Genomic DNA, 24,876 nt, shown 5'->3' with positions numbered 1-24,876 from the left:
CTGCCGGAGCGGACACGACATCGACGGCGAGCGGATCGAGCGGGCCTCTGCCCAGCTTGGGTGGGCGCTGCTCTTGAACGATCCGAGGGCGCTCACGGCGCCTGCGGTCAGGGGCGTGGTTGATATTCAGCCGCAGTCCGACAGGGCTGTCTACTCCAGGCGCTGCACCGTCTAACCTGCGGAGCATGATTCGTGCGGTGGTGTTCGACGTGGGTGAGTGTCTTGTCGACGAGACCCGGGAGTACGGGACCTGGGCGGACTGGCTGGGGGTGCCGCGGCATACCTTCGCGGCCATGTTCGGGGCGGTCATCGCGCAGGGGCGCGACTACCGCGAGACCTTCCAGGAGTTCCGTCCGGGGTTCGACTTGACCGAAGAGCGCGAGAAGCGCGCGGCGGCCGGGAAGCCGGAATGGTTCGGCGAGGACGACCTCTACTCCGACGTGCGCCCCACGCTGGCCGCGCTGCGAGAGGCCGGCCTGTGGGTGGGCATCGCCGGGAACCAGACCGTGCGTGCGGGCGGCCTGCTCCGCGGGCTGGACCTTCCGTCCGACCTGATCGCCACCAGTGACGACTGGGGCGCGTCGAAGCCGGACGTGAAGTTCTTCGAGCACGTCATCGATGCGACGCCTGCCGAGCCGGGCGAGATCCTGTACGTCGGCGACCGGCTCGACAACGACATCCGCCCAGCCGTGCAGGCCGGGCTCCTGACCGCTCTGATTCGGCGTGGGCCCTGGGGCACGATTCAGCAGCGTGACCCGGATGCGGACTCGATCACCACGATGCGCATCGACTCGCTCGCGGAGCTGCCCGAGAAGATTGCCAAATTCAACGCTGGAGAGCGCTGACAGTCGTTCCCCAGTCGTAGAGACGATCGTCGAGGTCTCGGACGCACTGCTCGCTCTGCCACGGGGCGAGCGTGCGTCGGACCTCGCGGACGCGCTCCATGCCCGTGGCGTACCAGGTGATGGCGAGCTGGTCGAGGGCCTGCACGGCGTATTGGCACGCCGCCTCTGGGTGGCCGTCCGCGGCTTCGACCGCGGCGAGATCGCCGAGGACGACCGTGCGCTGCTTGTCCGACTCGGGTGGCAGGTCGTCGAGAACCTCCTGAAGGGTCTGGCGGGCCTGCGGCAGGTGGCCGGCCTTCAGCTGCGTGTTCCCTTTGAACGCGGACAGGCGCACGGGGCTGAACCAGTCCAGCCACTCGGGGGTGGGGTGATCGGAGCCTGAGGAAAGGACGTCCTCGGCGTGTCTGATCAGGCGGAGAGCGGCGCGAGGGTCGCCGCAGCGGGTCTCGCATTCCGCCTCGACCGCATCCAGCCACGCCCAGAGCTCCGCGGAGGCGTCTCCGCGTCGAGCGTAGGTGCGGGCAGCCATCATCCGCTCGATCGCCCCTTCTCGGTCATCGGTCCAGCCGGGGATGAAGGCCATGTGCGCGAGGATGGCCGATCCCAGGAGAGGGTCATCGGCTTCGCCCGCCGCTTGCAGGCCACGCAAGAGGGTTTCCGAGGCTTGCTCGGGCTGGCGTAGGTCGAAGAACTCGATGCGCCCGGCCAGTAGATAGGACTCGGCGAGGGCGCCGGCGACGGTCTGGCGAGCGGGGTTCGCCGTCTCTGGCAGGAGAGCGCATCCCAGACGGGTGTGCTCCAACACGGCAGGGTGCAGTGCGGCAGGAGCGACCGACCAGTAGAGGTGCCGGTGAGAGCGAGTGACGGCCTCGAAGTCCCTGCCCACTGTGACTGGCTGCGTTGCGGGGCCGGCCTGAGCGGGGACGCTGGCGAGCCGCGCTTCCATCAGAGGGGCACGTGGGGTGTTGCGCACCGTCGAGCCCACGTGGCGGCGATCAGCTTCCCAAGGTGGGGTGAATCCCAGGTCCTCCATGCTCTGGCCCAGAAGGTGGGTCAGGACTCGGTGGACGTCTGGTTGCGGCCAGGGTGGTGTGGCGGACTCCCAGCGTCGGATCTGACGCACGCCGACAGCGAGCCCCCTGATGCCCAGCTTGGGCGCCGTCTTGGTGATGGCGTCGGCCAGAGCCTGTTGTGAGTTGTATCCGGCCGCCAGGCGGGCGGACTTGAGCCGGGTGTTGCCTGCGGGACGGGGCATGGTCCTCCTCCGGGACGAAGTCTCACTCAGAGAGTGACATGCGATGTCCCCACCACGGCGCAAAATCATCCACGGGGGAGTAACTGAGTCCTGTCAAAGTCCTCTTGATGTCCCATCAGAGTCCTCGAATAGGACCTGAAGGTCCAGGAATATGGCGCCCACGGACCGAGGACATCGGTCGCGTCACGCCTCGGCGCTGACCGCCTTGCTGTGAAGGGGGCCGGCCACCTCCGCTCGTCGAGAGCAGGGGGCGAGTACGTCCGGAACACCGAGGCGGCTTGACCAGCAGTCCTGTGGTGGGCAAGCGGCGACCTCCGTCGCGGCGATCAACGTCCGGTCTGCCTCGGAACAGGTCCGAGCAGTGACAGCACGAGTGGGAGGAATGCGCATGAGAACCGACTCTCGAACGTCTCGGGTGACATCGGCCGTGGCGCCCGGACAGCCGAACCTCCGCGGTTTCGAGGAGCACATGGGGCGTTCGACCGTTCCCGACGCACACTCCGCCACGCGCCGGCACAACCTCGTCGTGGTCGGCTTCGACGAGATCGTCGCCAACAAGTACCTGCCCTGCATCAAGGACGCCATCGAGGCCGGCCACGTCGACTCGTACTCCGTCATCGACCTGGAGTCGGAGCGGCCGACGATCGAGGAGCGCATCCACGGGGTCGACTTGAAGCCCCGGGAGGTCGTCTACCTCCCGGAGTCGGGCCGTGGCTCGACCGCGCAGCAGACGCAGCCCGAGCTGATCGGAGCGGCATTACGGCGCCTCCGCCTGCCCGAGCTGCCGACGAAGGTGTACATCGCAACCGAGGTGCGGGCGCACGAGGCGTACCTGCGCTACTGCGTCGAGAACGGGATCGACTCCCTGGTGGAGAAGCCGGTTCTGGCGCCCATGGCGGATGGCCGGTTCGCGCCGTCCCGCATCAGCGAGGTCATGCGGGAGCTGATCGCTCAGGCCGGGTGTACGGGCGCCAAGCACTCCGTGATGACGCTGAGCCGGTACCACCGCATCTACAACGGGGAGGTGCTGCGCTCGCTCGAAGAGCGGGTGCGGGACTGGCAGGCCCCCGTCACCTCGTTCCACCTGCGCGCCGCCGGCGGTGTGTGGAACCTCCAGCACGAGTACGAGACGCGGGACGATCACCCCTACCGGTACGGCTACGGGATGATGATGCACGGCGCCTACCACTACGTGGACCTCGCCGTGCAGTGCCTGTCCCTCAACAAGCTCGTGTTCCCCGACCGCCGCTTCCGGCTCGACGTCAGCTCCTTCGGAGCCTTCCCAGCCGATCAGCACCTCAGGATCCCGAAGCCGGCTGCCAGCCGGTTCGAGGACGGACACCCCCGCTGGCCGCACTCCGCGATCCTGGAGAACGCCTTCGGCGAGACGGACATCACCGCCACGTTCCGCCTGGTCGACGTCGAGTCGGAGCGGACCCTGACCGTCGGGACGCTGTCCTTCGAGCAGACGACGCCGTCCGTCCGCAGCTGGCGTGACCTCCCGGACGACGTCTACAACAAGAAAGGCCGCACCTCCAGCGTCGACCTCGAAGCGCAGCTGTCGACCCTCTACTCCGCGCACGTCCACTGCTACGACGTGCCCCGCGGACAGAACGCGGACAGGATCGACGCCTTCGCCCGGCTGACCACGAGGGCGAACGCCTCCCTGTTGCCGGACGAGCAGTACACGTCGGTCAGGACGTTCGACGGGCTGTTCCACAGCGACAGCAACCGGCAGCTCATGGAGAACTGGCTGCGGGGCACCGAGAACAGGAGCTCGCTCGCCGCGCACCTGCTACCGATGCAGGTCACCGAAGCGCTGGCGACCTCTCTGCTCACGCCCGGTCGGCCCGTCGAGATCGCCGACTTCTAGATGCCTCCCCTCGCTCATCCCTCCAGCCCCAGGTGGTGCCCCTTGCCTGTACAGCACTCGAAGGCGTCCCTCCACGCCTTCTACGCGGACGCGTTACGGAACGGTCGAAGCACCGGAGAGCAGCTGCGTGCGCCCGTCTCGGCGCGGTTCCGCGCCCTGCTGACGTCCCTCCCCGCCGACATCCCGCGTCGCGCTCTCGACCTCGGATACGGCGCCGGGGCCTACACCATCGCCCTGGCGAAGGCCGGCTTCACCGTTGTCGCGGTGGACCAGGCCCCGGCCGAACCGCTGCTCCGGCGACTCTCGCCGCACGAGAACCTGGCGGAGCGCGTCACGGTGGTGGAGTCCCTCATCGAGCAGTACGTGGTCGAGGAGGACTTCGGCCTGCTCGTCGCCAAGGACGTGCTCCACTACCTGTCCCAATGCGACGTCGAAGCCGTGCTCACCCAGGCCGTACAGAGCTCCCGATCGGTCAACGTGCACTACCTGGAGGTCTTCACCGAAATCTCCCGTACGGATGCCCAGGGCGGTCAGATCCACATCGAGGGCGAGGCCCGCTACACGCAGGAGACCTTCAGCCGCGCGGTGGAGCGGATCTACGAGGGCTGGGACGTGACCGTGAGCTGGGACGACCACGCCGAGCAGGACACTCGCTCGGGGCGCACCTACTTCGACGCGACTCGCGCGACCGTCACCGCGGTGCGGAGATGCCACGCTTCGGCCGGCACCGCGACCATGAAGGGACGGGAAGCCTCGTGACGACCACGGGCCATGGAGGCATCAGCTTCGTCATCCCCTGCCACAACGCCGGCGACTACCTCGTCGAGGCGGTGGAGTCGGTCGTCGAGCAGCCGCTTCGGCGTCCGTACGAGGTGGTGATCGTGGACGACGGGTCGGACGACGACACGACCCGGAAGGACATCGACGCCTGCGCCGAGCTGCCCGGCGTACGCGTCGTCCGCCTCGAACAGCGCCAGGGGCACCACGCTGCCAGGAACGCCGGACTGGCAGCCGCGCGGCTGGAGTACGTGATGCAGGTGGATGCCGACGACCGGCTGGCCACCGAGCCGTTCCTCCTGGCGGCCGGCTCCTACCCGGACAGGGCGGTGGAGATCCTCGAATCTGACCCCGACACCGCGTTCGTGCACACGATGTCGTGGATGTTCGGTGCCTTCGAGGGCTTCACCATCTCCTCGTACCCCTGTCGCGAGGACCTCGTGGTGCGCAAGCACCACGTCCCGACGTCGATCGTCTGCCGCAGGGCTGACGCCCTGGAATGCGGCCTGTACGACCCGAGGGTGCTCAAGTGGGGAGACTGGGCCTTCGCCGTCAATCTGCTGGCCAGTCGGTTCAGGCGAGGGGCGGCCAACAACATCCACTGCGTCGCCGGCCCCTTCTACGAGTACCGGGTGCACTCGCGAGTCGACCGAGTGTCCGACGCGGAGGTCTCGGAGCTCGACATGACTCGTCTCGTCGTGGAGGAGAACCTGGACTTCTTCCGGGACCGGCTGGAGAGAAACGACAGCGCTGCCGAGATCGCCCTCGACGTGCTGGAGCAGAAGCCGTCACGCCTCGACGACCTTCTGTACATGGCGCAGTTCGATCTCCACCAGGCCCAGATCGTCGCGCAGCAGCGTGAGTTCTCTCTGTCGAGCCCGTACGAGGCACTGGGGATTCCCTAGGACCAGAGCCGAAGGCCGAAGAGCCCGAAGGGGGCCCAGACCAGACGGTCTGGGCCCCCTTCGGGCATGCTCCGGGCGCCTACTGCTGCGGCAGCTTGTCCAGCTGGGCCTGGATGCGGGCGATGTCCTCGTCCGCCTTGGTCAGCCGGCCCTTGATCTTGTCCACGACGTTGTCGGGGGCCTTCGCCAGGAACGCCTCGTTGCCGAGCTTGCCCTCGGCCTGGGCCTTCTCCTTCTCGGCGGCGGCCAGGTCCTTGGCGAGGCGCTTGCGCTCGGCGGCGACGTCGATCGTGCCCGAGAGGTCGAGTGCGACGGTGGCACCGGCGACCGGCAGGGAGGCGGTGGCGGCGAACCCGTCGCCCTCCGGCTGGAGGCGCAGCACCTGACGGATGGCCGCCTCGTGCGGGGCGAGCGCGGTGTCGGCCAGCTCCAGGCGGGCCGGGACCTTCTGGCCCGGCTGGAGACCCTGGTCCGAACGGAACCGGCGGACCTCGGTGACGACCCGCTGGACCAGCTCGATCTCCTTCTCCGCGGCCTCGTCGCGGAAGCCGGAGTCCTTCGGCCACTCGGCGATGACGACCGACTCGCGGCCCGTCAGGGTGGTCCACAGGGTGTCCGTGACGAACGGGACGATCGGGTGCAGCAGCCGCAGGGTGACGTCGAGGACCTCGCCCAGTACGCGGGCCGAGACCTTGGCCTGCTCGCCGCCCTCGAAGAACGTCGTCTTCGACAGCTCGACGTACCAGTCGAAGACCTCGTCCCACGCGAAGTGGTAGAGCGCGTCGGCGAGCTTCGCGAACTGGTAGTCGTCGTAGTAGGCGTCCGCCTCGGCGACGACCTTGTTCAGGCGGGACAGGATCCAGCGGTCGGTCGCCGACATCGCGGAGGCGGCCGGCAGCGGGCCCTCGACCGTCGCGCCGTTCATCATCGCGAAGCGGGTGGCGTTCCAGATCTTGTTGGCGAAGTTCCGGGACGCCTGGACCCAGTCCTCGCCGATCGGGACGTCGACGCCCGGGTTGGCGCCCTTGGCCAGGGTGAAGCGCAGGGCGTCGGAGCCGTACTTGTCCATCCAGTCCAGCGGGTTGACCGTGTTCCCGAACGACTTCGACATCTTCTTGCCGAACTCGTCGCGGACCATGCCGTGGAACGCGATCGTGTGGAACGGCGGCTGGCCGTCCATCGCGTACAGGCCGAACATCATCATCCGGGCGACCCAGAAGAACATCAGGTCGTAGCCGGTGACCAGGACGGAGTTCGGGTAGAACTTCTCCAGGTCCGGCGTCTGCTCCGGCCAGCCGAGCGTGGAGAACGGCCACAGGCCGGACGAGAACCACGTGTCGAGGACGTCGGTGTCCTGCGTCCAGCCCTCGCCGGTGGGCGCCTCGTCGTCGGGGCCGACGCAGACCAGCTCGCCGTTCGGGCCGTGCCAGACGGGGATGCGGTGGCCCCACCACAGCTGGCGCGAGATGCACCAGTCGTTGAGGTTGTCGACCCAGTCGAAGTAGCGCTGCGACATGTCGGCCGGGTGGATGTTGACCCGACCGTCGCGGACCGCGTCACCGGCGGCCTTGGCGAGGGTCTCGACCTTGACCCACCACTGCATCGAGAGGCGGGGCTCCAGAGTCGTCTTGCAGCGCGAGCAGTGGCCCACGGAGTGGACGTACGGGCGCTTCTCGGCGACGATCCGGCCCTCGGCGCGCAGGGCGGCGACGATGGCGGAGCGGGCCTCGAAGCGGTCCAGGCCCTGGAAGGGGCCGTGGGTGGTGATGATGCCGCGCTCGTCGAGGACCTCGATGGATTCGAGGTTGTGACGCTGGCCGATGGCGAAGTCGTTCGGGTCGTGTGCCGGGGTCACCTTGACGGCGCCGGTGCCGAACTCGGGGTCGACGTGCGTGTCGGCGACGACCGGGATCGTACGGTCCGTCAGCGGCAGCTTGATCCGCTTGCCGATCAGGTGGGCGTAGCGCTCGTCGTCGGGGTGGACGGCGACGGCCGTGTCACCGAGCATCGTCTCGGCGCGGGTCGTGGCGACGACGATGGTGTCGTCACCCTCCCCGTACTTCATGGAGACGAGCTCGCCGTCGTCGTCCTGGTAGTCGACCTCGATGTCGGAGATGGCCGTCAGACAGCGCGGGCACCAGTTGATGATGCGCTCGGCGCGGTAGATCAGGCCGTCGTCGAACATCTTCTTGAAGACGGTCTGGACGGCCCGGGACAGGCCCTCGTCCATGGTGAAGCGGTCCCGGCTCCAGGCCAGGCCCTCGCCGAGGCGGCGCATCTGGCCGGCGATCTGGCCGCCGGACTCGGCCTTCCACTCCCAGACACGCTCGACGAATGCCTCACGGCCCAGGTCGTGGCGGGACTTGCCCTCCTTGGCGAGCTCGCGCTCGACGACGTTCTGGGTGGCGATGCCGGCGTGGTCCATGCCGGGCTGCCACAGCGTCTCGAAGCCCTGCATGCGCTTGCGGCGGGTGAGGGCGTCGATCAGCGTGTGCTCGAAGGCGTGGCCCAGGTGGAGCGAGCCGGTGACGTTGGGCGGCGGGATGACGATGGTGTACGCCGGCTTCTCGCTCTTCGCGTCCGCCTCGAAGTACCCGCGCTCTACCCAGCGCTCGTACAGCGGCCCCTCTACCTCGGCCGGCGTGTACTGGGTCGGCAGTTCGGTGGTGGGCGCTGTCTGCTGCTGAGTGTTGTCGGTCACGACGGCCATTCTAAGGGCGTGCCCCGGCTACTCTCGCCTGGCTTTTGCTGGCGTCACCAGGGCCCGATTACTCCCTCTTGCTGCCTCCGGCCGGGGATTCACTGCCGAACGGGGAACGCATTGTCGAGCGGTGGCACCAGGAGCTTGCCCGACTGCATGGCCTGCTGGACATCGTGGATGGTCACATAGCGTCCCTGCTGGATGACGGGAGTGATCATCTCGACGCTGCCCACCTCGGAGAGGAAGAAGATCGTCCACGGGTGCGTGGTCCGATCCTCGCTTTCCCTCGTGCGCGTGATCTCCACGGTCCCGGGAGTCGTGGCCCGGGTTCCGGGAAGCTCCTGCTTGACGGTCTCGACGGCCGTGACTTCGAATACGCGGCCGCCGCCGCCAGGGGTGTACATGACCAGAAGCCGTGGCCGGGCCAGGCTCAGGTGGTTGCTGGTCGCGGGGCACATGTAGATGCCGTGGTCCCGCAGCTCGGCGAAGGCCAGCTCGTTACCCGGAACGACGACCGCGTGGTCGTGCAGTGCGCGGAACCAGTCCATGGCCACCGACTTCTCCCAGATGGGCTTGCCCTGGTGCTGGTGGGTCGGTTCGGCTAGGAGGCCACGGCTGGCCATCTTCGCGACGCTCTTCGGCTCCCGCTTGGCGAGACCACCGAAATCGGCCCGGTTCAAGATCTCTGGCAGCTCGGGGCGTACTGGCATGTGGCTGTTCCTGTTCAGGCGTGATGTCGTGCGAGCTTGGTGGGAGCGATTCGGCCCGTACGTTAGTCGGTTGCCGTGTGAGTGTGCTCGGTCCCGGGAACCGTGCTATTCGCATGTTCGATCTGTCGGATGCGCAACGGGGCTATCGCTGGCCGGAAGGACTCTGTCCGCCGACTACCGACTCTCGCGGTCTGACTTGTGCGGGGCGGTCCGGTGGACGACGGGGCGCGGCCGGTGGTGGGGAGCACTCCCGACCACCGGCCGTCGGGTTTTGCGGCTGGGGCCGTGCCTCTGCACTCAGTCCTTGTACCGGCGGAGGCTGCCGGCGCCCGCAGCAACGACAGTCTCCAGTCGGCCGTACTTGAGCATGTCCTCGTGGGTCATGAAGGGGATGAGGGCTTCACGGTGCGGGATGACGTACTTGAACAGAAGCTCGGCCATTTCGTGCGCGGCTGCCTGGGCCTCAGCTTCAGCCTCGGGGTTGTGGACATGGACGCCGGCGGCCTGGAACTCTTCGAGGGTGGCGTCATCGGCGAGGGCCTGTTCCTCGTCGGTGAAAGGGCGTCCGTCGAGGTGGCGGAAGGTGCGGGTGCCCGGGGGCGGTTGAAGTTCGTGTCGAACAGCAGGGCCATGGCGTGGGGGCGGATTTCGGGCTGGGCATACGGATTCTCCTTGGAGGGGTGGGCTGGGGGCGTGTTCTATGTTGCGGAGAATTCCCGGTTTACCTAACCGGGAATTGTCTGCTATGTTCCGCGGCTCGGTTCTACGGTCAGCGTCGCCGCGGCGAACTATTCGCGAGCCTGGTCCCGGTTTGCGCTGCCTGTTTCGGCGAGGTGACCGCGTACTTGCCCCGGGTGATCTGACCCTGGGAGTTGTGGGGATCAGCGGGGAGGTCGGCCATCCGCCGCAGACGCCACACGAGCACGTCGCTCACGCGTTCCGCCGTGCCCAGCTCCCGTCGGGCGGCTGCCTGGGCGAGCAAGGTGGCGGGACTGTAACCGGCTGCCTGGACCTCGGCGAGGGTGGCTGCGAGGGCCGGCCAGCCGGGTTCGGAGAGGATCCGGTCGGCCAGCTCGGGCAGGGCATGGCGTACGGCGGCGGAGTGGTGGCGTTGCCAGGCTGGAGCCAGACACCGACCCCTTTGATTGAGCATGGCCAAGGGGGACTCGGCGGCGGCCTGGTAGGCGGCGCGCAGGTGTTCGGCGGCTCGGTGGGCGGCCTCGGCCTGCTGGGCGTGCTGCTTCTTGGCGTGCCAGTGTGCGGCGGCGGTGATCAGGAAGATCAGCATGTCGATGGCCATCGCGGCGGTGGCGCCGTCCTCGCCTCGGCCGAGGGCCGGGCCACCGTGGACGAGGTCACGGGCGGCTTCGCGCAGGGCGTGGTCGTGGCCGCGTGAGGCGCGGACGTGGGAGCGGGAGGCTCGTTCGAACGCGGTGGCGGCGGCCTGGAGTTCGCGGCGGGTGTGGGCGGCGGAGGTCTGCGCGAGGGCGTCCAGGACTTCCCCGGTGGCGGCGATCTGCGCGGTGATGACGCCGTCGTCCCCATGGTCGATGACGAGCAGGGCCTCCCAGGCGGCGGCACTGGCGCGTCGGCGTGCGGACGCGGGCCCGGTCACCGACGGCTGGGCAGGTTCCTGGGTGGGGTCGTCCGAGGTCTTGGTCCAGCGTTCGCGGATGCGGGGCAGGGAGAGGTCCAGGGCGAGCTTGGAGCCGGAGTAGAAGACGGGCTCGCCCTTGGCGTTGCGGTCATCGGGGAGGGCGACGGTGTAGCCGAGGGTGTCGCCCGACGGCACGATACGGCGCCGGATGAGCAGGCCGGCTGCGGCGAGGCGGTCGAAGAACTCCTCTTCGCTCGCCGCGCCGGCCACCGAGCGGCGGACCGCCTCGCGCAGTTCCTCACGCGGAGTGCGCTGCTTGCCACGGCGGTCGGCTTTATGGCGTTCGGCGCTGGTGGGCCGCTTGGCGGCGGTGCCATCGCCCGGACTGACCCGGCGCAGGCCGTAGTCGGCCTCGACGAGGCGGGCCTCGGCTTGGGCGCGGCGGGCTTCGTTGTGCAGGCGGGGCCGTCGGCCATCCTCGCGGACTAGGGTGGCGATGATGTGGATGTGGTCGTCGGCATGCCGGACGGCCGCCCACCGGCAGGCGGCGTCGTCGCCGTCGGGGGCGATGCCGGTGGCGGCGACCATGCGACGGGCGATGGCTGCCCAGTCGTCGTCGGACAGGACGGGGTCCTCCGGGCTGGAGCGTACGGACAGATGCCACACGTGCTTCTCGGGTTGCCGCCCGGCGGGCAGGGCGTCGACGGGCTGGTCGAGCAGCCGCTGCAGCTGCCCGTAGGTGGCCTGCGGGTCGCGGCCGGGGTCGGGGGTGAGCGGGTCGAAGGCGGCCACCAGGTGGGGGTCGGTGTGCTCCTCGTAGGTGCCGGGTCCGTACAGGTAGCGGATCAGCCCGATCGTCTCGCTGCCGCGTTTGTGGATGCGGGGGATCACGAGGCGGTACCGCCGTCCCGGTGGGCGAGTAGGGCGTCGGTGGCGTCTTCCATGCGGCGGGCGGCGTTCAGGACGGCCTGGGCAGTGGCGTCGAGGTGGGGTGCGTCGGCACCGGAGTTGAGGGCTTTGGCGACCTGGTTGAACAGGCCGTGGATCCGGCCCAGGTGTCGGCGAGCGGCGAACAGCTCGCCGATGACTTCCCGTTCGGTGGCGATCTCGGCGGCGGTGCGGGTCAGGTCGCGGGCGGCCTTGTCGACGGCGTAGGCGAGGAAGGCGGCGTTGGTCATCTGGCACTGGGCGGCCGCGTCGGTGAAGCGCTTGTACTCGGCGTCGTTCATCCGGCAGCTGGGCTGGTGCAGGCGCTTGCGGAGCTTCGGCTGACGGGCACGCTGACGCCGCCGCGAAAGCGACTCGGCCCGCCGTTCCCCTCCAGGCCGCGGTCCGCCCTCGGTCGCAGCCTGCCGGTCCGGCGCCACCTGGCGCCGGGCCGCTCCCGCCACCCCCGGGGCGGGAACTCCGGGAGCATTGCTCCCGGGACAACTTGCTCCGCTGTGGGCTGGGGTGGGGCCTTCCTGCTGCTGACCGACGGGCGTGGGAGTGACGTGCTCGTGCATCATCAGCGCCTTTCTTGAAGTGCGGGGTGACGAGAGGGCGGGGACCGTCGGCGTGGGCCCTCTCAGTGGGGATGGTCGGCGCGAGCGGTCTTCAGCTCCGCCTTGACGGCTCGGGTGACCTCGGCAGCGCGGTCGCTGGCGATGCTGTGCCCGTCGGCACGCACGGCGTCTTCCAGGCGGTCGCGTGAAAGGCGCCCGGTTTCCTGATGGACGCGATGGGCGTAGGCGACGAGGACGTCCCACGGCAATTCGGGCTTTCGTCCCGGCTGCTTCGGCTTCGTGGTTTTGCCCGGGTCAGCGCCAGGTCCGTCGCCCGATTTCGGTTCCGGGCTGACGGGTACGGGGACGGGCCGCCGCGGGCGCTCCGCACTCGGGCGAAGACGGGTGCCGGGTTCCGGGCGAGCGGATTGTGGGCGGGCTGCCCGGTGGGTATCCTCGTCGCCCGAATCGGATGCGGGCAGACCGCCCGTCGCCTTCGCCCGCTTCGGAGAGCCTCCGCGCGGACGGCTCTGCCCGGAACCGCCGGCGGCGTTCGGGACTGGGGCGTGCCAGCGCGGGGGCAGGGTGAGGGAGGCGAGGTCGAGGGCCTGCTTGCGCGTGGCGAGCTTGCGCAGCAGCAACTCGTCCTGGAGCGGGTCTCCGTCGACGTCAGCCCGCTCCAGTGCCTCGTGCAGGCGGTGGGACAGGCGCCGGCCCCGCAGCGTGCCACGCTGCCCGTCGGTCATCGCTTCGGCGCGGAGGATCAGGGCGACGGCGTCGCTCAGCGCGCGCTCGCGGATGAGCCGGGCGGCGTCCGCGTCCTGGTCCGCGATGCCCAGCCGTGCCAGCAGCCGTTCGCGCGTCTGCCGGACGAGGACGGCGGTCAGACCGCGCGAGGCGGCCTGGGGTGTGCGGTGGCGCAGCTCGATGCCCATGGCCAGGTGCCACAGCATCGCCGCCATGACCGGGCCTATGAAGGCGCGCACGGTGCCGCCGACGAGCCCGAACTCGGCGTAGGCGGGGATGATCTGCACTCCGGTGATCACCCACACCAGGACGCCGGGCACACCCGGCGCTCGTGCGGGACCGTTGAGGTTCTGGCGTGCCATCAGCGCGGTGGCGAACAAGGCCAGTTCGGCGGTGGCGAACATGAAGGCGCGCTCGACGGTGCTGCCCATGTCCAGGTAGTCGGCGGCGAATCGCCAGCTGGTGTCGGCGCTGTAGGCGGTGCAGCCGGCTGCCGCCAGGCCCGCGATCTTGATCGCCGGAGTGCCGGTCCGCATGCCACTGGTACGGCTCCGGCCTCGCCGGATACGCCATCCGGCGACCAGCAGGGCGGCGGCGAGCAACGGCGTGCCGATCGCGAGCAGGGGCGAGGATTCGAGGGGGAAGGTCATGCGGCTTCCTGTCGGGCGAGTTCTGCGGCGGCGAGATCGAGGCGCGTCGGGTGGGACGTGGCGCGGGGCGCGTTGCCTCGGGCCCGGCCGTCAGGGCCTACGCGTCGACTGCGGCAGGGTTCGCCCGCGCGGGCGTGGCACCACGGGCACCGGACGCCGAGGGCGTCCGGGAGCCCTGCGGCGACGGCGACCTCGCGTGCGGCGCGGGCCGGCCGATAGGGGGCGAGCGCGGCGCGGATTGTCGGTGGGACGCACGATCCGATGGCACGCAGGCGGGCCTCCACGTCGGCGTGCGGGCCACCGCTGGTGAGCTGCCGGTGTGTCGAGGGCGCGGCCGTTCCGGTGGCCACGGCCTGCCGGCTGCCGAGGAGCTCGGCCCGCCAGGCTGCCGGGTTGTCCGGGTCGGCGCTCGGCGTGGGGTCGGTGTGCCGGTCGAGACGGTCGCGGCGGTATGTACGCCACGCTCGGGCGACGTCCACGGGCAGGATCGGATAGGGCGAGTCGAGGACGTGCGTCCGTATCGCCTGGCGGATGTCCCAGCCGTGGTCCGTGGCGAAGGGCACGTCGTGGAGCAGTTCGTGCCACTGGGCGAGCTGGTCGCGAGCCTCGCCTGGGTCGGTACGGATCGTGCGGGGGTCGAGGCGGCCGGTGTAGGCGAGGACAGCGGCGACTTCGCGGCGTTCCAAGGGGTGGGTTACTCCGTTCCTGTCGGTTCGTCGAGGGCTGCGAGGAGGGCGGCGGTGTGTGCTTCGGCGCGGGTCATGCCGCCTGCGAGTGGGGCGGCACCACCGGGCAGGGCGCGCAGGTTCGGCCGTTCCGGGGCGGGAGCGCGTTCCCGGGCGATCCACGTGCGCCAGTCGGCGCCCCACGCGGCGGCGGGACGGGATGCCCACGTCGCCCGGTAGGTGCGCCACTTTTCGTCGGCCGCCCGCAGGCCGTGCTCGCCGAGTCGGGCGAGGTGCCCATCGCGCCGCAGCCAGGCCCGGGTGGCGTCGTCGATCTCCCACTCGGCGGCGGTGAGGGAGGCAGAGCTGCTGCTCTTACCGTTGACCTTCGGTTCACTACCGTTCTGGGGGTCGGAATCCGCGCCCCCGGAGGGCTGGAATCCGGTCCCCCCAGGGGTCGGAATCCGTTCCCCGGGGCCGATATCCGGCTCCCCTGTGAAGGCGTCGGCAGGGTCGGATTCCGGCCCCCGAAGGGTCGAGAACCGATCCCCTTGAGGGGCCGCGTTCCGGTCCCCCTCGTCTGCTTGGTCGGCGAGGAAGGAGGCGGCGATCGGGAGGTGGTAGTACGTCTCTCCGCGCGGTCCCTTGCGGCCCGCGAGCTGTGTCAGCTCCCCGCTGGCAATCAGCTTCGTGAGGGCGTCGCGCACGGCCGTACGGGATGCGTTCGCGCGCTTCATGAGGGTGGGCACGGACGCGTACGCGATGCAGCGGCGGTCGATGCACCGGTCGGCGATCAGGGCGAGGACCATGCGGGCGGTGCCCTTGCTGCTGCTGTGTTCCCACACCCATTCGCGGGCGTCGTAGCTCATCGGGTGGCGGCTCCTTGCTCAGGGAAGGCGGGTGCGGCGGGCCTCTTCGGGCCGTGCGCGGAGTGGGATTGGGGCGCGGTCCCCGGTACCGAGCGTGTCGGCGAGGGTCGCGAGGGCGCGGATGCGATGGGGCCCGGCCTCGGAGGGTTCCTCGGGCCACGCCGGGGTTTCCGTTCTCGCGGGCCGGCGCTCCGGGCGCAGCACCAAGACAGCCACACCCGCGCGCGAAGATCCAGCGTTCGACCGAGAATCCGCACAGCTCACGGCGAACGCGTCCTGAGCGGCGGTTCCGAGGCCGTAGGTCGATGCGCGCGACCGGTTGATGGCGGGGGTCGGGCTGCCCTGCGAGCCGCTGTCGGCCCTGTGTCGGCCGTCCTCGAACCGTCAGCGAAGCGGGACCGTCCCTCCGGCTCCGGTCAGGCTGCCTGGACGTAGGTCGAGGTGGAGAGCAGGTCCGCGAGCCGCGCGGCGCTCTGCGGGCTGATCGTCGTCGTGAAACCCGCGCATACGCGCTGGAGAGCCACGTCCCTCGCCGAGTCCGCCTTCTGACGGCCGGCGCGGGCTGACACGGGGGCGATGACGGGCTGGATGGCGGCGGGTTCGGTCTGGTGTCGGGGCATGGACGTCCTCGGGGCAGTGTTCGGGCGCCGACCCGCCGGCGTGTGATGCGGCCGACGGGTCGGTTGGGGGATCCATGCTCCGGAAAATCCCCGGTTTCCCTAACCGGGGATCGTCGGCTATGTTGCGCCCTTCATCGCCTCGGTCGGCGGGGGGAATTCCACCGACCTGCCCCGCTACAGCGGGTTCTGTTCGACGCCGATCCGGTCCCAGTCCATGTACCGGCCGAACTTCTTCGGCGCGTCGATGACGATCCCGGAGAAGAGGAACCGCAGCACCGCGTTGCGCCTCTCGTCCGTCATGTCCTCGGCGTCCCAGGCGGCCCGCGCGCCCGCACCCGTGAGGCCGTCCAGGAGCACCATCGGGCGGACGACGACCTTGCGTTGGGCCTTGGCGATGCGGTCGGTGATCTCCTTGCGCATCTTGCGGTACTCCGCCGTGGAGATCTCCTTCGCGGTCCACATCTGGTTCAGCTCGTCGAGCTGCCGCTGGTCGTCCTCCAGCTCCTCAGCCACGCTCTCCGAGAGGTTGCTGCTGGCGAGTCTGCCGTCCACCCGCAGCTTGCCGAGCAGCTCGACCGCCGCGTCCACGACGAAGTCCTCCAGTGTCCCGGCCATGATCGACCGGGTGCACTTCTTGTCGTCGTTCCGGCCCCGGCGGTTGCACTGGTAGACCGGCCCGGTGCCCTTCGCCGTGCCGGACATCAGCGTCCCGCACCGCCCGCACATCACCAGACCGCGCAGCAGGTAGTAGCGCTGCGCGGGCTTGCTGAGCGCCTCCCGGTACGCCGCCGACCGGTACTCGCGCCGCGTCCGAGCCTCCGCCCACACACCCGCGTCGATGATCGCGGGCCAGGTGCCCGGACCGATCTCCTCGCCCTGGTGCATGCGGATTCCGGCGACGTGCCGGGAGTCGAGCAGCGCGCGGACGGTGCCGCCGGTCCACGCCTTGCCGCCAGCCGTGCGGATGCCCCGGGCGTGCAGGTCCTTGGCGATCGGCGCCGGGCCCTCCCCCTTCAGGTAGCGGTCGAAGACCTCCCGGACGATCTCGGCCTCCTCCTCGACGATCGTCATGCCGTCCTTGGCGTAGCCGAACCGCCGCACGCCGCCCTGCGGCTTGCCCTCCCGCGCCCGGTCCTGCATCGCGGACTTCAGCCGCCGTGAGGTGTCGTCCGAGGAGCGGCAGGCGTGCGCGACCTCGATGCGGAGGATGAAGCGGTCGTCAGGGTCGGCGAGGTCACGACGGTTCGCCTCGCCGTGGAGGGTGATCGCGTGGTCGTCGGAGACTTGGAGCAGCTCCTCCAGGTCCCGCGGCTGCCGCATGAGCCGGTCGGGGTGGTAGGCGATGATGTGTCGGAAGCCACGGTTCCGGGCCTCGTCCAGCAGGCGGTCCCAGCCGGGCCGCTTCCGCTTGCGGCTCCAAGCCGAGCGGCTGTTGTCGACGAAGACGTGGGCGGGGTCGATGACCAGGCCCCGGCGCTCGGCGATCTCGCGGCAGATGCGCTCCTGGCGGTCGACGCCGGTCTGGTCGTCGTCGTCCGCCTGGGATATGCGGCAGTAGACCGCCGCCGGCTCACCGGCGACGCTGGTGCTGGGGTTGCCCCTGGTGGGCTTGTTGCGCGACACGCGAATGAGTGTACGAACGAGGAGTCGGCTGGGTGACCAGTACCCAGGAACTCGCCACCGCCGTCCGGTCGGCGAAGCAGTTCCTGACCTATGTCGCCTCCGGCCCTTTCCAGTACGCCGTCGCCGAAGCCCTGCGGCTGCCCGACACGTACTTCAATGCCTTCCGCGAGGACCTGCGGGCCAAGCGGGACCTGCTGTGTACGGGACTGGCCGACGCGGGCTTCGGGGTCTTCCGGCCGGCCGGAACGTACTTCGTCACCGCCGACATCCGCCCGCTCGGCGAGAGCGACGGCATTGGCTTCTGCCGGTCCCTCCCGAAGCGCGCGGGTGTGGTCGCGATCCCCAACGCGGTCTTCTACGACGACACCGAGGCGGGCACCCCCTATGTCCGGTTCGCGTTCTGCAAACGCACCGAGGTGCTGATGGACGCGACGGAACGGCTCCGCACGGCGTTCGCGCACTGACCGCCGCCCTACGGGGCCGGTCGTCGCACTCCTCGTCACCGGCCGGCCCTCACCCGTCCGGATCTTTCGGGCCGGAGTCCCGCCCGCTCGCAGCCGTCATCCTGGCGCTTGCCCACACCGCAGGGATAGACGTACAATTTCTTGTACGTGAAGGGAGGGTCGATCATGAAGACCATGACGTATTCCGAGTCGCGCGCGCGGTACGCCGAGGTGCTCAACTCCGTCACCGACGACCGCGAAGAGGTCGTTATCACCCGGGCCGGACACGAGCCGGTCGTCATCGTCTCCCTTGAGGACTACGAGTCCCTGAAGGAGACGGCGTACCTGCTGCGAAGCCCGGCGAACGCCCGGCGTCTGCTCGCGTCCATCGACGAGCTGGAGAGCGGCGGCGGCACCGTACGCGAGCTGACGACCGACGCATAAGGGCCGCGAATGAAGATCACCTTCTCCTCCCGCGCATGGGAGGACTACCTGTGGTGGCAGCTTCAGGACCGGAAGATCCTGAAGCGCATCAATACGCTCATCGCGGACATCGCCCGGAGCGGCAACGAGGGGATCGGCAAACCGGAACCGCTCAAGCACGGATTCCAGGGCTATTGGTCGCGCCGCATCAACGACGAGCACCGACTGATCTACAAGGCCACCGAGGATGGCGTCCTGATCGCTCAGTGCCGCTACCACTACGAGAGCTGACACGGCTCAAGGATCGAGCAGAGCCCCTGCCGGTCCCAAACACGCCGCCACCCTCTGCTACCAGGTCGCCCGGCTCCTGGACGGCGACCCCTTCGTGCTGCTGCTCCTGCGGGGCCGCGGCGAGCGGAAGTTGATCGACGAGCTCGGCCGCCGCAACACCACCCGCGCCGCCTCCGAAGCCGCCACGTCCACGGCGACCGCAAGTGCGGGCCCGGCCGCGCTCCCGGCCCGGCCAGGTGATCCAGCCGGCCCTGCCTTCAGCGCCCGTGGCGCGCTGCCGCCCCTGCCCGATCCGCCGCCGCTTGCCGACCGGCCCGGCAGTGGCCCCGCGCTGGTGGATTCCGCCGTGCCTGAGCCCGGTGTGGCCCCGGCCGCCCTCGAGCTGCTCGCCGCCGACGCCGCGACGCGCGCCCACCATCTCCTCGCCGGAGCTCGCGGCGCACGGCACGCCGACACCGCCCCACCCGCCTTCGCCGCCTCTCGTCCTGAACGCCAGGCGGCATACCCAGCCGAAGACGTACGGCGCCGGAACTCGCCTGTTGTCCAGGCTCCTCGCCGGTGCCGGTCTTCCCGGCACCGGCGGCCATGGGCGATGCCGTCGTCGGTCAGCGGCGCCGCTTGCGACCGCTCCTGCCGGCGGGGCGCGCCCGCTTGTGGGCGCGGCCGGGACGGGCGGCGGGTGCGCGCAGCACTTCGGCAGCCAACCGGCCGAGCTCCTCCATACCGGCCCGGTCGGGGTGCGCGGAGTCCAGCGCGGCGGCGATCGCGTCCCTGATCTCCGGGCCCTGGGCTCGCAGCGCCTCCTCGGCGCCATCCGAGCCGCCCGCCAGCTCCACGAGCTGGAGCAGGTTCTCTGCGAGCACCAGCAGGTGCTCGGTGTCGGTCATGTCTTCCGGAGACAGCAGCTCTCGCTGTGCCAGCGTGTTCAGTGCCAGCGGCGCGAGCTGGGGATCGCGGCGCAGCGTGCGCAGCAGCCGCTCGCCCTCGCCGTCCGGCAGCGCCGTCCACAGCGCGCCGAGCATCGCCTGCGCACGCGTGCGGAAAGCCATGGCTCTTACCGCGTCGGTCAGTTGCCGCAGTGCTGCCTCCCGCTCACCGCGCGCCGCGATCCAGCCGGCCAACTCCGCCTGGGCGGCATCCGGCGGGTATTCCTCGGCCAGCACGCCCAGCAGCCCGCCCGCCGACGCCTGGGCCAGTTCACCGATCAGGGGTGCGTCGCGCCCGTCGGCCAGCAGCCGCTGCCGTACGGCCCGAGTGCCGAGATCGGTGAGGCGGATGAGCTCAACCGGCCCGGCGGTCAGCTCCTCGCGCCGCCGCTCAGCCCGCTCCCGCGCCACCGGGTCCGGGGTCCGGTCTGCGACGCCCAGCAGTTGTGCGACCTCCGGCGGCATGTCCGGGGGCAGCTCCGGTCCGGCGGCGGAGAGGTCGACGTCGAGGAACACCGGGTCGGCCATCCCCCGGTCGCGCTCGATCGCGCCCAGGTCGTCCAGCAGATCGAGCACGGTGCGCAGGTCCCGGTCGGCGTGCTCGAACCACATCCGGTGCTGGAGGTCCGACCCGCCGTCGAGCTGGAGGGAGGCCCGGTAGACCAGGTGCACCGTGTCTCGCAGCCGGGGCCAGGGCATCGGGTACGGCAGGCTGTAGAGCGTGTTCAGCACATCTCCCAGCACGTCCTCGTAGACATCGAAGAGCATCGACTCGACGTGCCAGCCGCTGCGTGCCCCGATCAGGGCCTGCCGCAGCTCGAAGCACGCGTCGAAGGCGCGCAGCCACATCCGAAGCGGGTCGGCCAGCAGCGGACGGGACCTGGCCACCGCGTACAGGCGCCCTTTGACCACCCGGACCAGTCGCGCCTTCTTCGCCCACTCCGTCAGCAGTCCCAGCCGTGGCAGGTCTGCCGAGGAGCGCACCCCGTCGGTCTTGTCCCCGGTGCCAAGTGCGTCCACCAAGTCGCGGGCATCGGCCATCCGCAGCCGTCCCGTCGCCGTCACGGGGCGGCCGTCCTGTCCCGCCCACTCGGTGAGCCCATGCAACTGCATCACGGTCTTCGACGCCTCTGCCCGTCGGCGCAGTTCGTCGTCCTCGGGCAGTGCGACGGGCAGCTGCGGCTCGGCACGGGCCGAGCCGGACAGCGCGCGACCGCTCAGCCGCCGTTCCATGATCGCGTCGAGGGCCCGCTCGTCGTAAGCGACTTCTCCGCGCCGCGCCCGGTCCGCGAAGCGCTGCATCGCCGCCCCGTCCCGGACGTCCACGCTCTGCTCGGCGGCCGTCGTCGCCCAGAACTTCGCCAGACCCCAGCGAGTGCGGTCCGCCATCGCAGCCGGGTGCTGCTCCGCAACCTTGTCGACCGCGGCGAGGCATTCCTGGAGTGCGGGGCCGCGCGGGTCCGCCAACCGCTCGGCGTGCACATAGCGCAGCAGTGTGCGCAGTGTGCCTGGGGCGTCGGAGCGTTCCTCCCCAGGGAGCTCGGTGACGTTCTGGGGCAGCCAGGTGAGCAGGAGCTCCTCCACGTGGCGCGGTTGCCACAGACCCAGTCGGCCGTCGACGGTCGCTCGGTGCCGGTAGTCCAGAATCGCCTCGGCCGTGAACCCGTCCACCGGCTGCCCCTGTTCCCCGGCCCACCGGACCAGGCGGTCGACCAGCAGCCCACGCGCCGCCTCGAACTCCTGCTCGGCCTCCGGCTCGAACCTCATCCGCATGTCGCCCGTCCCGCCTGTCCGCACCAGTGCTCGCGGCAGCACGCTACCGCCGAATCACGGTCGTCGGATCGGCCGCGGACGAACGGCTCCGGCCTCAGGGGGTCGGCCACCGGCCCCCTGGCCGCTGAAGGCTATTCGGTGTCCTTCGGGTGTCGCGGGGAGGCATACACCAGGATCACGGTCGAGGTATCCGAACTCACCAGGTAGCGGACCCGGCCGGCGCTGGTGATCTCGTACTCCCACTGCTCCGGCTCGGAGCCCTTCCATTCCCTGGTGGCGTGCCTGCCGCGGAGCTGGTGCTGACGGTTCCAGTTGGACCGCGACAGCGGGTCCGTGCGAAGGGCCTCCAGACAGCGGTGCGCGTTCGGCAGCGCCACCCGGCACAGTTCCTCCCAACCGTTCACGGCCTCCGTCGTCCCGTAGATGACGTTCCAGCCGCTCAGCGGAGGGACACTGACCCGATCGCCTTTCTTCGGGCTCACTCGTGCACCTCGACCGGGCCGAGATCGACGTCACCGAGCGGGCGGAGCGCTTCCCTGAGCTGGTCGGGGTCGGCGTTGATGCGGGCGGTTGCCCGCCACGAGACGATCACCCGGTGCACAGCCTCCCTGGCTCCCAGCTCGGCGGCGTCGGACAGCGCGTCCAGGAGCTCGACGGTGAATGCCCGGACCTCCTCGTCGTCCAGGTGACGCACCCACGGGAACACCTCAGGCAATGCGAGCAGAAGCGACCTGGCGCCCCCGTCCTGCTTCATCAAGGCAAGGAACAGCCGGGACGCGGTGGTCAGGTTCTCCTCGGTGCGCTCGGCGTGTACGGCCGTGGTCAGCACCATGTCGGGTGCGTCTCGGTGCGTGACACGCAGGCGTCCCAAGGCGGCGGCCCTCGCGGCGACCGCCTTCGGGTTCCGGGACAGATCGGTGAACGATACGGATTCCGATTCCGATGCCGAGTACACGATGCCCATACTCAGACTGTACTCTGACTGCACTCTGATTTCCATGCGTCAGTCGGCTGGGAAACAGGTGGGTGAACGCGGAGTCGGCTGGGTGACCGGCACCCCCGATCTCGTCACCGCCGTCCGCTCGGCCAAGCAGTACCTGACGTACGTCAGCTCGGTCCCCCGGGCGGGGCACGAACCGGTCGCCGTCGTCTCCCTCGAGGACCACGAGTCGCTGGAGGAGACGGCGTACCTGCTACGGAGTCCGGCGAACGCCCGGTGCCCGCTCGCGTCCCTCGGCGAGCTGGAAAACGGCGGCGGCACCGTACGCGAGCTGACGACCGGCACAGGGGGCCCATGGAGTTGAATGCCTCCTTCTCCTCTCACCCCCGGGAGGACCACCCGAGGTGGCGGCTTCAGGACCGGAAGGTCCTGCGCCCGGGGCCTCGCGACCGCCGTCCGGACCGCCGAGCAGCACTCGACCCACGTCAAGGCCGGCCCCTGCGGCGAGGAGGACGCCCACGTCTTCTGCCGCACCCTCCCCGAGCGCTGCGGAGTCGCCGCCATGCCCGACTCCGCCTTCCGGGACGGCCCCGGCACTGCCCGCAGCCGGGCTCGCTTCGCCTCCTGCAGGCAGAGGGGGCTGCCGGATGAGGCCATGACCCGCCTCAAGCGATCGGCGCCCCGACGAGCGCACGGAAAGCGTGCTGCCAGGCGGGTGGGGCCGGACCGAGGCGAAAACGCACACGGATTAGAGTCCCCTTCAACCGATCATTCGATCATGCGTTCCTTTTCTCCGGGGGTACCCACACATGGCCGCATCGATGTTCCGTCCCAGCCGCAGAGCGGCCCTCACGGCCCTGGCCGGTGTGGCGGCCGGTGGGGCGCTGCCGCTGGCGGCGGCGCCGACCGCCGCCGCCGCGCCCACCGCGCCGCCGGCCGAGCCCCTCGCCGGGCAGGCGTGGTCCGCCCGAGTGCCGATGCTGATCGACCCGACCGACCCCTGGCACTTCTCGGCACACCCGAAGGGGGAGCTGACCACGCGGGCGGTCGCGGGCGGGCTGGAGGTCTCCGACGACGAGGGCGTCCTCGCGACGCTCACGACCGGGGCCCGGACGGTGACGATGCGGGGGCCCAGGCGCTGGTTCACCGAGCAGAAGCGGCGCGTCGAGGACCCGTTCGACCGGGAGCTGCCGAACACCAGCGGCAAGGGCTGGGGCATGTCACCCAACGGCGGCTCGTGGTGGCCCAATTCCCAGGACGACTCCAACGTCGCCGACTACTTCGTGGAGAGCGGCCGGGGCGCCATCACGCTCTCCGAGGTCGGTTCGAGCCGCCACGCCCTGCTCTCCGACAAGCAGCTCGGCGACGTCCGGGCCCGGGCCCGCTTCTCGTTCACGAAGACGCCCGTCGGCGCGCCGCTCTCGCTCGCCCTCACCTTCTCCCTGTCGAGCGTCCGCACCCACTACCGGGCCCGGCTGATCGTCACCCCCGCCGGGGAGGTCCAGCTCGCGCTGGAGAAGGCGCTGGAGAACACGGTGACCGTGCTGGGCCCGGCGGTCACCGTCGGCACCGGCTTCGCCGCCTACGACCACTGGTGGGTGCAGGTCGAGAAAACGGGCAACCTGCTGCGCGCCCGCGCGTGGCGGCACGGGGCGGCCGAGGCGGACCTGCCGGAGTGGACCTTCGGCCTGCGCGACCCCGACCCGGACACCGCGCTCGGCGCGGGCACGGTCGGCGTCCGGGCGCAGGCCGCCACCGGTGCCCAGGCGGGCGTGGAGGCCCGGGTCTACGACTTCGTCGTGGAGGAGGCCGCGTGGGTGGACCCGCCCGTCATCACCCACGACACCTGGGTCCGGGTCCTCCCGGAGCCGTTCGCCGGCACCTGGACGGCCGCCGTGGAGCAGCAGGTCCGCGCCTGGGCCGGCGACACCTCGCCGGACGCCCTGGCCCATGCGGCGATGTTCCTGCCGAACGCGCCCTCCGTCACCGACCCCGCACGGGGTGGAGCGCGGGTACTGGGCACGGCCCGGTACAGCAAGCCGGACGTGGCCACCGGGCTCTGCGAGGTGGGGGGCGACTTCCAGCACTACATGTGGGTCAGCTGGAACTTCGACGCGATGAGCACGCCGAGGACGGTAGCCCCCGGGGACAACGACAAGACCCAGGACCAGTACGGGGGCAGTCTCGACTGCTCGGGCTTCGTCCGGATGGTCTACGGCTACCACATGGGCATTCCGATGGTCCTCGACGAGGAGGAGGACCGGAACCAGCAGAAGCTCCCCCGGACCTCGCACGTCCAGGCCCACTACGGTCCGGGCGTGAAGATCGCGGACGGCGGCACCCGCGTTCCCCCGCTCGACGGGCTGCGCATCGGTGACACGCTGTTCTGGGACAGCGACGAGTCGTCGGAGTCCGCGGGCGGCCACATCGGCATCTACCTGGGCGTGGACCAGAACGGCAAGCGGCGCTTCGTGTCCAGCCGCAAGACCCCCAACGGGCCGACCCTCGCCGACGTCGGCGGCGCATCGGTCGTGGGTGGCACGCCGGGGGCCACCTACACCGACGACCTGCGGGTGATCCGCCGCTTCTGACCGGAGCCCGCCCCGGTGGCTCTCCTCCGTTCGGCGAGGGGAGCAGGCCCGCGGCCACGCCGCGCGGTCGCTGCGGGCCGGTCTGCGGCGTGTGGCCGGGCCCTCGCCGCCGGGGCCGTTCGGCGGCCCCCACGGCGAGGGCCCGGCCGGGCGCCGCGGTCATGGGGA

The 24,876-nt window shown here is 70.4% G+C and carries 23 protein-coding genes and 1 pseudogene; 10 read left to right on the top strand and 14 right to left on the bottom strand.

What is annotated here, in order from left to right; translation table 11 throughout:
- The first annotated feature begins 185 nt into the window (after nt 1–185).
- Complete coding sequence (locus ACFW2Y_RS00120; RefSeq protein WP_384871133.1) at nt 186–845, top strand: HAD family hydrolase; 660 nt, start codon at nt 186–188, stop codon at nt 843–845.
- Here ACFW2Y_RS00120 and ACFW2Y_RS00115 read toward each other — a convergent pair.
- A complete protein-coding gene (locus tag ACFW2Y_RS00115) occupies nt 826–2,100 on the bottom strand; it encodes a transcriptional regulator (RefSeq protein WP_384871130.1) in 1,275 nt (424 codons plus the stop codon). The genes ACFW2Y_RS00120 and ACFW2Y_RS00115 overlap by 20 nt on opposite strands.
- Nucleotides 2,101–2,569: 469 nt before the next feature.
- On the opposite strand from ACFW2Y_RS00115, the gene ACFW2Y_RS00110 reads away from it, so the two are divergent.
- Genes ACFW2Y_RS00110 through ACFW2Y_RS00100 form a run of 3 tightly spaced genes read left to right on the top strand, consistent with a single transcriptional unit; the run spans nt 2,570 to nt 5,655 of the window.
- Nucleotides 2,570–3,973, top strand: coding sequence for a hypothetical protein (locus ACFW2Y_RS00110; RefSeq protein WP_384871127.1), 1,404 nt, complete (start codon nt 2,570–2,572; stop codon nt 3,971–3,973).
- A 42-nt stretch (nt 3,974–4,015) separates the two neighbouring features.
- A complete protein-coding gene (locus ACFW2Y_RS00105; RefSeq protein WP_384871125.1) occupies nt 4,016–4,732 on the top strand; it encodes a class I SAM-dependent methyltransferase in 717 nt (238 codons plus the stop codon).
- Entirely contained in the window at nt 4,729–5,655 is a 927-nt protein-coding gene (locus tag ACFW2Y_RS00100) for a glycosyltransferase family 2 protein (protein WP_384871122.1), read from the top strand. The genes ACFW2Y_RS00105 and ACFW2Y_RS00100 overlap by 4 nt, the downstream gene beginning before the upstream one ends.
- 79 nt (nt 5,656–5,734) lie before the next feature.
- On the opposite strand, the gene ACFW2Y_RS00095 is transcribed toward ACFW2Y_RS00100, so the two are convergent.
- The 3 genes from ACFW2Y_RS00095 to ACFW2Y_RS00085 all read right to left on the bottom strand — a co-directional run bounded on the left by ACFW2Y_RS00095 (nt 5,735) and on the right by ACFW2Y_RS00085 (nt 9,507).
- Nucleotides 5,735–8,356 (bottom strand): valine--tRNA ligase, encoded by a 2,622-nt coding sequence (locus ACFW2Y_RS00095; protein WP_384871119.1) that lies wholly within the window; start codon nt 8,354–8,356, stop codon nt 5,735–5,737.
- A 98-nt stretch (nt 8,357–8,454) separates the two neighbouring features.
- Entirely contained in the window at nt 8,455–9,066 is a 612-nt protein-coding gene (locus tag ACFW2Y_RS00090; protein ID WP_384871117.1) for a hypothetical protein, read from the bottom strand.
- 297 nt (nt 9,067–9,363) lie between these two features.
- Nucleotides 9,364–9,507, bottom strand: a complete 144-nt coding sequence (locus ACFW2Y_RS00085) for a hypothetical protein (protein WP_384871114.1) — start codon at nt 9,505–9,507, stop codon at nt 9,364–9,366.
- Between the two features lie 42 nt (nt 9,508–9,549).
- Here ACFW2Y_RS00085 and ACFW2Y_RS00080 point away from each other — a divergent pair, with 42 nt between their 5' ends.
- Nucleotides 9,550–9,795 carry a hypothetical protein gene (locus ACFW2Y_RS00080; protein ID WP_384871111.1) on the top strand — a complete coding sequence of 82 codons (246 nt, stop codon included), beginning with the start codon at nt 9,550–9,552 and terminating at the stop codon, nt 9,793–9,795.
- Nucleotides 9,796–9,835: 40 nt separating this feature from the next.
- Here ACFW2Y_RS00080 and ACFW2Y_RS00075 read toward each other — a convergent pair whose 3' ends face one another.
- The 7 genes from ACFW2Y_RS00075 to ACFW2Y_RS00045 form a co-directional block, all read right to left on the bottom strand.
- Complete coding sequence (locus ACFW2Y_RS00075) at nt 9,836–11,554, bottom strand: relaxase/mobilization nuclease domain-containing protein (protein WP_384871108.1); 1,719 nt, start codon at nt 11,552–11,554, stop codon at nt 9,836–9,838.
- Nucleotides 11,551–11,892, bottom strand: coding sequence for a plasmid mobilization relaxosome protein MobC (locus tag ACFW2Y_RS00070; RefSeq protein WP_384871105.1), 342 nt, complete (start codon nt 11,890–11,892; stop codon nt 11,551–11,553). The genes ACFW2Y_RS00075 and ACFW2Y_RS00070 overlap by 4 nt, the downstream gene beginning before the upstream one ends.
- 338 nt (nt 11,893–12,230) lie before the next feature.
- On the bottom strand, nt 12,231–13,544 hold the full coding sequence (locus tag ACFW2Y_RS00065) for a hypothetical protein (protein ID WP_384871103.1): 1,314 nt from the start codon (nt 13,542–13,544) through the stop codon (nt 12,231–12,233).
- On the bottom strand, nt 13,541–14,230 hold the full coding sequence (locus ACFW2Y_RS00060) for a hypothetical protein (protein WP_384871100.1): 690 nt from the start codon (nt 14,228–14,230) through the stop codon (nt 13,541–13,543). The genes ACFW2Y_RS00065 and ACFW2Y_RS00060 overlap by 4 nt, the downstream gene beginning before the upstream one ends.
- Before the next feature lie 8 nt (nt 14,231–14,238).
- Nucleotides 14,239–15,078, bottom strand: a complete 840-nt coding sequence (locus ACFW2Y_RS00055) for a helix-turn-helix domain-containing protein (RefSeq protein WP_384871097.1) — start codon at nt 15,076–15,078, stop codon at nt 14,239–14,241.
- Nucleotides 15,079–15,494: 416 nt separating this feature from the next.
- The gene (locus ACFW2Y_RS00050; RefSeq protein WP_384871094.1) at nt 15,495–15,698 is read right to left on the bottom strand and encodes a hypothetical protein; all 204 of its coding nucleotides are present in this window, start codon (nt 15,696–15,698) and stop codon (nt 15,495–15,497) included.
- Between the two features lie 174 nt (nt 15,699–15,872).
- Complete coding sequence (locus ACFW2Y_RS00045; RefSeq protein ID WP_384871091.1) at nt 15,873–17,321, bottom strand: recombinase family protein; 1,449 nt, start codon at nt 17,319–17,321, stop codon at nt 15,873–15,875.
- A gap of 23 nt (nt 17,322–17,344) precedes the next feature.
- Between ACFW2Y_RS00045 and ACFW2Y_RS00040 the strand changes: the two are divergent.
- From ACFW2Y_RS00040 to ACFW2Y_RS00030, 3 genes and pseudogenes are all read left to right on the top strand, one after another.
- Nucleotides 17,345–17,785: pseudogene (locus tag ACFW2Y_RS00040) on the top strand (aminotransferase class I/II-fold pyridoxal phosphate-dependent enzyme); the annotation flags it as partial.
- A gap of 165 nt (nt 17,786–17,950) precedes the next feature.
- The gene (locus tag ACFW2Y_RS00035) at nt 17,951–18,208 is read left to right on the top strand and encodes a type II toxin-antitoxin system Phd/YefM family antitoxin (RefSeq protein WP_384871089.1); all 258 of its coding nucleotides are present in this window, start codon (nt 17,951–17,953) and stop codon (nt 18,206–18,208) included.
- A 9-nt stretch (nt 18,209–18,217) separates the two neighbouring features.
- A complete protein-coding gene (locus tag ACFW2Y_RS00030; RefSeq protein ID WP_384871086.1) occupies nt 18,218–18,478 on the top strand; it encodes a Txe/YoeB family addiction module toxin in 261 nt (86 codons plus the stop codon).
- A gap of 605 nt (nt 18,479–19,083) precedes the next feature.
- On the opposite strand, the gene ACFW2Y_RS00025 is transcribed toward ACFW2Y_RS00030, so the two are convergent.
- From ACFW2Y_RS00025 to ACFW2Y_RS00015, 3 genes are all read right to left on the bottom strand, one after another.
- The gene (locus ACFW2Y_RS00025; RefSeq protein WP_384871083.1) at nt 19,084–21,177 is read right to left on the bottom strand and encodes a hypothetical protein; all 2,094 of its coding nucleotides are present in this window, start codon (nt 21,175–21,177) and stop codon (nt 19,084–19,086) included.
- A 131-nt stretch (nt 21,178–21,308) separates the two neighbouring features.
- Nucleotides 21,309–21,659 carry a hypothetical protein gene (locus ACFW2Y_RS00020; RefSeq protein ID WP_384871080.1) on the bottom strand — a complete coding sequence of 117 codons (351 nt, stop codon included), beginning with the start codon at nt 21,657–21,659 and terminating at the stop codon, nt 21,309–21,311.
- Nucleotides 21,656–22,009, bottom strand: a complete 354-nt coding sequence (locus ACFW2Y_RS00015) for a prevent-host-death family protein (RefSeq protein WP_384871077.1) — start codon at nt 22,007–22,009, stop codon at nt 21,656–21,658. Before ACFW2Y_RS00015 ends, ACFW2Y_RS00020 begins: the two co-directional genes overlap by 4 nt.
- A gap of 190 nt (nt 22,010–22,199) precedes the next feature.
- Here ACFW2Y_RS00015 and ACFW2Y_RS00010 point away from each other — a divergent pair, with 190 nt between their 5' ends.
- Nucleotides 22,200–22,481 (top strand): hypothetical protein, encoded by a 282-nt coding sequence (locus ACFW2Y_RS00010; RefSeq protein ID WP_384871074.1) that lies wholly within the window; start codon nt 22,200–22,202, stop codon nt 22,479–22,481.
- 445 nt (nt 22,482–22,926) lie between these two features.
- Entirely contained in the window at nt 22,927–24,708 is a 1,782-nt protein-coding gene (locus ACFW2Y_RS00005) for an NlpC/P60 family protein (protein ID WP_384871071.1), read from the top strand.
- The last annotated feature ends 168 nt before the right edge of the window (nt 24,709–24,876 follow it).

The organism is Streptomyces sp. NPDC058877 (assembly GCF_042742855.1).
Taxonomy (GTDB): Bacteria; Actinomycetota; Actinomycetes; order Streptomycetales; family Streptomycetaceae; genus Streptomyces.
The sequence above is the reverse complement of the archived record's forward strand: the minus strand, read 5'-3'. Positions and strand labels throughout refer to the sequence as shown.